General features: G+C 33.6%; 6 protein-coding genes. All 6 read left to right on the forward strand.

What is annotated here, in order from left to right:
- Positions 1-329: 329 nt before the first annotated feature.
- The 6 genes from BM097_RS15605 (at position 330) to BM097_RS15630 (ending at position 5,795) form a co-directional block, all read left to right on the forward strand.
- A complete protein-coding gene (locus BM097_RS15605; protein ID WP_090552567.1) occupies positions 330-707 on the forward strand; it encodes a hypothetical protein in 378 nt (125 codons plus the stop codon).
- Position 708: 1 nt separating this feature from the next.
- Complete coding sequence (locus BM097_RS15610; RefSeq protein WP_090552570.1) at positions 709-2,118, forward strand: P-loop NTPase family protein; 1,410 nt, start codon at positions 709-711, stop codon at positions 2,116-2,118.
- A 146-nt stretch (positions 2,119-2,264) separates the two neighbouring features.
- Complete coding sequence (locus BM097_RS15615; RefSeq protein WP_177197491.1) at positions 2,265-3,404, forward strand: Rep family protein; 1,140 nt, start codon at positions 2,265-2,267, stop codon at positions 3,402-3,404.
- 20 nt (positions 3,405-3,424) lie between these two features.
- Positions 3,425-4,651 carry a tyrosine-type recombinase/integrase gene (locus BM097_RS15620; RefSeq protein ID WP_090552575.1) on the forward strand — a complete coding sequence of 409 codons (1,227 nt, stop codon included), beginning with the start codon at positions 3,425-3,427 and terminating at the stop codon, positions 4,649-4,651.
- Positions 4,652-4,929: 278 nt separating this feature from the next.
- The gene (locus BM097_RS15625; RefSeq protein ID WP_090552578.1) at positions 4,930-5,529 is read left to right on the forward strand and encodes a hypothetical protein; all 600 of its coding nucleotides are present in this window, start codon (positions 4,930-4,932) and stop codon (positions 5,527-5,529) included.
- Positions 5,530-5,552: 23 nt separating this feature from the next.
- Positions 5,553-5,795, forward strand: coding sequence for a hypothetical protein (locus BM097_RS15630; protein ID WP_090552579.1), 243 nt, complete (start codon positions 5,553-5,555; stop codon positions 5,793-5,795).
- The last annotated feature ends 223 nt before the right edge of the window (positions 5,796-6,018 follow it).

Here is a 6,018-nt window from a genome sequence, read left to right on the forward strand (position 1 = left end):
AACTTCCCCAACAGAGTTCTTGATAATGCAATCGTGTTTGTCTTTAGCGACATCAATTCCTACATAGATCATATAGGACCTCCCTAATAATAGTATTGATACTGTTTCAGATCCACAGGGCTCCTTGCAATCGTAACCTACTTCTTGATAAACCGTCATGCGGTAACTAACTGATTAACAAATAAACAAAGAGACTGTGGTTGGAGCCTTTCGTAAACCGTCTATGCGGTAGGAGGCGAAAACCAATCCACAGTACCTTAAACAGCATAGTCGAACCTATAGAAAAGGTAAAGAATGACTATGACTAATACTAATAGTAGGAGGCCAACATGAAAGGTCTTGCACAATTTGTTACTTTTGATGCAGAGGCATTCTTTGCAGGCAAAACATTAGTAGTTACTAAATTAGAAGAAAATACGGATTATAAAACAAAGGTTCATTTGGGCACAAAGGTGGAATGTGTAATTATCGATGACAAAACACCATATGTGTTTAAAGAGGGGAATCAATTTACAAACCGATATGAGAAGGTCACATTTAAACTCGAAAAGGACATAAACATCCCACTTGAAGCCAAAGTAGTTCCTAAAGGTATGAAAGCGAAAGTCTATGGTGAATATCGAAATTTATTATCTATCACTTGTGATGATTTGGTTGTTGTAACGCCGCAACCAAAAACAGCAGCTCCTATAAAGAGGGAGGTTTAATATGAGGGGATGGCAAAAGGATAATCTTCTGAAGTATACCTCACCTACGCCTAAGATAATAATCCTAGGCGTAGGAATATTCATAGGAGCTGGTTTCCTTAAAGGAATTGAATATGTAAGCAACAATTTATATCAGCTGCTAGGCAAAGATTACTCAGTAGATTTTGAAAAATATATTACCATTCTATTTACTATAGGTACTGCTATAGTCGTAATTGCCTTCATTGAAAATATTGTTAGAAGTGATAGACGGAAAATAAAATATATTGTTCGTAAACGTTTATGTGCTTCTCGTATGGGTAATCCACTTCATTTGATTGAGGGTGAAATAGAACCAGATATATATGTGAACAATATTGACAGTGGATTTGTTATCAGAGTTGAGTGTCAATCTGCAAAATTTGATGATGTTGCAAATCTAGAAACTGTAATTTCTGATTGTTTGCGTAAGAGATTTGGCAATTATGCTGTCATAGCTAAAGAAGAGGATATAGCAGGAAGATATGTAGATTATTACATTGAAGATGTTATCAAGAACTACAATAAACAGAGCGTATATAAGACCATATCTGATATACCATCTATATCGACGAAAATATATATCAGAGAAGATGTATATATTGACTATACCAAGGTATTAAACTCATCAGCTATTGTCTCTGGCAAAAGCAGGTCAGGTAAGACAACAGCTATAATATCAACATTTTTATTACCTATTCTAAAGCAAGGTCGAGATAAATTTGGTTCAAAGGTAGTTATAGTAGACCCTAAGTCTGCAGAACTTAGTCAGTGTCCTTATGTATTATCCCCAAGAGAAAATGGTGACGTTGAACATATTTTAAAAGCTATAAAAGGATTTAATAACCTAAGAATAAAACGTCAGAAGTTCATCAATAAGGCAGCCGATGAAGATGGAAAAGCACGTAAATGGTTTGAAATTGGAATGAAGCCATGCATATTATTCCTTGATGAGTTTGTTAGTATTCAGGATATGTTTCCAAAGAAAGCCTCAAAGGAGAAACCTGAGTACTGTTTGGCTGAATTTCAGGGGATGCTGAGACAAATAGCAACACAGGGGGCTTCGGCAGGTTGTTTCTTAATATTATCAACTGCTGAAGCATCAGTTGGAACAGGTGGCTTGGAAACTGCTGTAAATAATGCCTGTGGGATTCGCATACTGTTTAAACCAAGTAAGGAAGAAGCCAGATTTCTGTGGGATTCGTCTAAGCTAGAAATACTCAGGGAACGACAATTTTTAGCAGGCGATGCATGGTTTAGTGCGGACGATGGAACAAATAATAATATAAAGTTTGTAAAGTTTCCACGTATTGAATTTGGTGAGTATAAAGCACTGTCAGATTTATTGAATAAGTATTATTCAAATAATAGACAGCGCAAAGATTTTACGTAGTAGAAATCTTTGCGCTGTGCCAGTGCCAAAATGAATGAAATCCTTATAAATACGGCTGGGGAGGGCTTGTTATCCCCAGCCGAAAAATAATAATGTGTGTCAATTTTGATGACTGAAATATTATGAAATGGAAGGAGCGTGGCACAATGCCAAGGAAATCACCATATAATAAGTGTCGGAATTACATGTATGAGCAGCAAATAGCTTATTTGCCAAATAATATGTCTCCAGACGAATTATATGATTATGTTGAAAAGGTGTTAAGTCCTAAAAGGATGGCTTTAGTGATACATGACAAAGACACAAAGGATGATAATGTTACTCCAGCCGAAGCCCATATACACTTGATGATGCAATTTGAAAATGCGCGTTCACTGAATCAAGTAGCTAAGGATATAGGAGACAAGCCAGAAAGACTAGAGATATGGAAGGGAAATGTAGAAAATGGTTTTTCATATCTTATCCATGCTACTAATAATTCTCGACATAAACATCAGTACTCGTGTGATGAAGTAAGAGCAAATTTTGACTATAAAGATTTTATAAATCAAGTAAGTAATAAAGTAAGTAAGATTGAGGGTATTACTAGTGCTAACAAAATTAATGCAATCTTAGACTTGATTGGAAGTGGGAATATGACAGTTTCTGCTGCCAAAGAATTACTCACAGGTTCTGATTATGCAAAGGCTGCTGACAAAATAAAAAAAGCCCATGAGCTTTACCTTGATAGGAGTGCTGAAAAGTTACATCAGGAAATGATTGAAAATGATGAGATGGTTGGTGTGCATTGGTTTTATGGGGAGAGTGAAACAGGTAAAAGTTATCTCGCAGAATTGTTAGCAAGAGAAGCTGGTGCATATTATAAGACTACGACATCAACAGACCCATTTCAGTTTTATGAAGCTGAACCAATTATAATTCTAGATGAATTGAGGCCGGATGTTATTCCATATTCAGAGTTATTGGCAATGTTGAATCCCTTTTCTAGGGGAAAGGTTGCAATGTCATCTAGATATTTTAATAAATCTCTAGCTTGCAAAACAATTTACATAACTACTCCCTATGACCCAATAAAATTCTATCGAAAGTATAAACTTGATTATGCCGATAGAGGCGAACAATTATTTAGGAGATTATCTTCAGTTGTTCATTTTGATATGGATTGGATATACAAGATGGAGTATATAAACTATCAGTATTACTACACAGAAAAAAAGCCTAACAGTTATAGTAAAAAGAATCAAAAACCGTATGTTTTAGAAAATATTTTTGACAAAATAAATTAGTAGAAAGGGGTGAGCCCATTATGAAATTTAATATTACAAATGGGCTTGCCCACTTTAAAGATGATACTCAAAGTGCTAGTATGTCTTTTATAGATTTAGAATACTATATAGACATGACTAGGAGGGAAATATTAAAAAATCATCATGCAAAAATTGCTGAGCTGCAGAGCGGAAGATATAAAGGTTATTATCAGACATATGTTGTCGATGAACTAACAGGTAAAAGGAAAAATCTTAGAGCTAAATCTCAAAGAGAACTTGAAAATAAACTAGTTGAGCATTATACACAAAACAATAAGAAGCACTCCATTGAAGATTGCTATAATGGATGGATTGACGATTTACGAATTAACAAGAAACCGTCTAGCATTTATACATATGAGAAAGTGTTTAAGAGACATTTTTCAAACGTTCAAAGTGACAATATTGAAGATATATCTGCATATCAAATTAAGCTCTTCATGAAAAAGGAAGTTGCTGACAAGCAATTGACATCTAAGGCTTATGCATCGTTAAAAACTGTTTTGCGAGGAATATTTCATTATGCTATAGATAATGAATATATAGACATTCATATTGATGACATACTTTCGGATTTGAGCAGGCAATTAAGAGGAACTTTTCGCAGGACAAAAAAGTCTGAGAAATCTGACGAAGAGTTTATTTTCTTTGACGATGAGATAGCTCAAATTACAAGGTATTGTCTTGAAAGTGAAACTCTTGTTGACCTAGGTATATTGTTATTATTCAGAACAGGCCTAAGAGTTGGCGAACTTGCTGCATTAAAAAATGATGATATTGAAAAAGGATATAGAGGAATTAATATATCAAGGACAGAAGAAAGAATTGGTAACGGCGCAACCTATATAGTGTCTGATACTACGAAAACAGAATCAGGTGCTAGAACAGTTTTATTGACTCATGAAGCTTCTACCTTGTTGAAGAAAATTGTTGAAAAATCAGCTGTTAATAGTGAATATTTATTCTCTGATAAAGAAATAGAACGATACTCTGCGAAGAAGTTTAGAGATAGATTATATCGCTTATGTATAATTCTAGGCATTCCGAAGAGAAGTCCTCATGCCATTAGAAGAACATATGCATCAAAGCTTTATGAGGCAGGAGTACCAGAGCATCTAATAATTAAACAGATGGGACATATAGATTTTGACATTACAAAACAGTTCTATATCTATAATCGAAAAAATATAGATGAACTGATTGGAGAATTAGAGAAGGCAATTTGAGTATCATTTGAGTATTCAGCTATCAGCTGTGGTAAAAGTATTGTAAATTCAAGGATTGTGAGAGGTGTACCTAGTTCGAATCTTCTCACGCACGCTAATTAATAAGGCATTGAATCTATTATGGTTCAGTGCTTTTTTTATATGTTGATGCAATATCAATTTATAAAGTGACTTTTCCACGATTTAGACTCTGCTAAGTTAATATATTTTTAATATTTTATTTATTGAATAGCCTGTAAAACTTAGCTATACTACTTCCTAGAAATGAGAGTGGTAAAATGAAAGTAATTGTAAGTGAAAAGACTAGAGAAAAAATAAATAGTGAATACACGCGTTTTATGGCAGATCCTAATAATCTTGCGAGGTTAAAAATGAAATTAACCCTTAATCAACGTGTTTTTATAGAATCCCTGCAAGAGAGTTATCGCATGCAAGCTGAAAATAGTAAGGATAAAGATAAGTTATTGCTTTTGCAAGAAGCAATTCTTACATTTAATGCTCGTCCAGAACTTGTTCCGAATGCGCCTATAGATTTGATGAAAAAAAATGTTACATTCAAAGATTCACCAGATGATTTTGAACAGATGATTGTACTAATAAAGGTTTGGAAGACATCTGTAGATCGTTCGAAGAAGCCAATTAATAGGTTGGGAGTGTTTTTTGCAAAATGGCCAAAATATGTTCTTTATCCTATATTTGTATCTACGCTTATTACAGTATTCCTAAATATATTAAATCTATTAACAACGTATTACATATATAGTACGGTAGATATAGGTTCCATAGTATTAGTTTTAGGAGCTACATTTATGTCTACCGTGATTGGAAGAGCTATATATTTTAGGATATTAGCAATTAATATGATAAAAGCTAATTAATTTATATAGAAGGGAGAGAATTAATGGAATTTAAGAAAATCTGTAAAGAAGTTGATTTGAAATTATTAGAATTAGATACTTGGGGAGTACTTTCTTCAGATGAATTAGCGGATAAGATAAAGCAAAAGAATAGGCTTCTTAAAGACTATGAGAATAATGTAATTACATTGCATCAATTTGAATTGCAAGTTAAAGAACTTACAGTAGGTCTCGAGCTTCCATCTAAGGAAGAAATGCTTGATAGATGTAGTTGTATAATACAATAAAATATTGAATTCATAAAAACCTAGTAGAACCTTCGAAACATTATATTAATTCTCGTGTATATAAAAATATGAGTATAATGTTTGTACAATTCGTACAAATAAGGTGTTTGGGGCAAATAGATTTACTTTGGTAAAATACTCAAAAAAGGCTTTACAACTACAATTCTAGGTGATATTATAATCGAGCACTGAGGGACAGCAAGTCACACAGAGCAAAAGAAAA

It is taken from the genome of Pseudobutyrivibrio sp. OR37 (assembly GCF_900113655.1).
Taxonomy (GTDB): domain Bacteria; phylum Bacillota; class Clostridia; order Lachnospirales; family Lachnospiraceae; genus Pseudobutyrivibrio.

What these genes read in the sequence shown, in the direction of transcription:
- BM097_RS15605 (WP_090552567.1), top strand. Translation starts at nt 330, where the DNA reads ATGAAAGGTCTTGCACAATTTGTTACTTTTGATGCAGAGGCATTCTTT.
- BM097_RS15630 (WP_090552579.1), top strand. Translation starts at nt 5,553, where the DNA reads ATGGAATTTAAGAAAATCTGTAAAGAAGTTGATTTGAAATTATTAGAA.
- BM097_RS15625 (WP_090552578.1), top strand. Translation starts at nt 4,930, where the DNA reads ATGAAAGTAATTGTAAGTGAAAAGACTAGAGAAAAAATAAATAGTGAA.
- BM097_RS15615 (WP_177197491.1), top strand. Translation starts at nt 2,265, where the DNA reads ATGCCAAGGAAATCACCATATAATAAGTGTCGGAATTACATGTATGAG.
- BM097_RS15620 (WP_090552575.1), top strand. Translation starts at nt 3,425, where the DNA reads ATGAAATTTAATATTACAAATGGGCTTGCCCACTTTAAAGATGATACT.
- BM097_RS15610 (WP_090552570.1), top strand. Translation starts at nt 709, where the DNA reads ATGAGGGGATGGCAAAAGGATAATCTTCTGAAGTATACCTCACCTACG.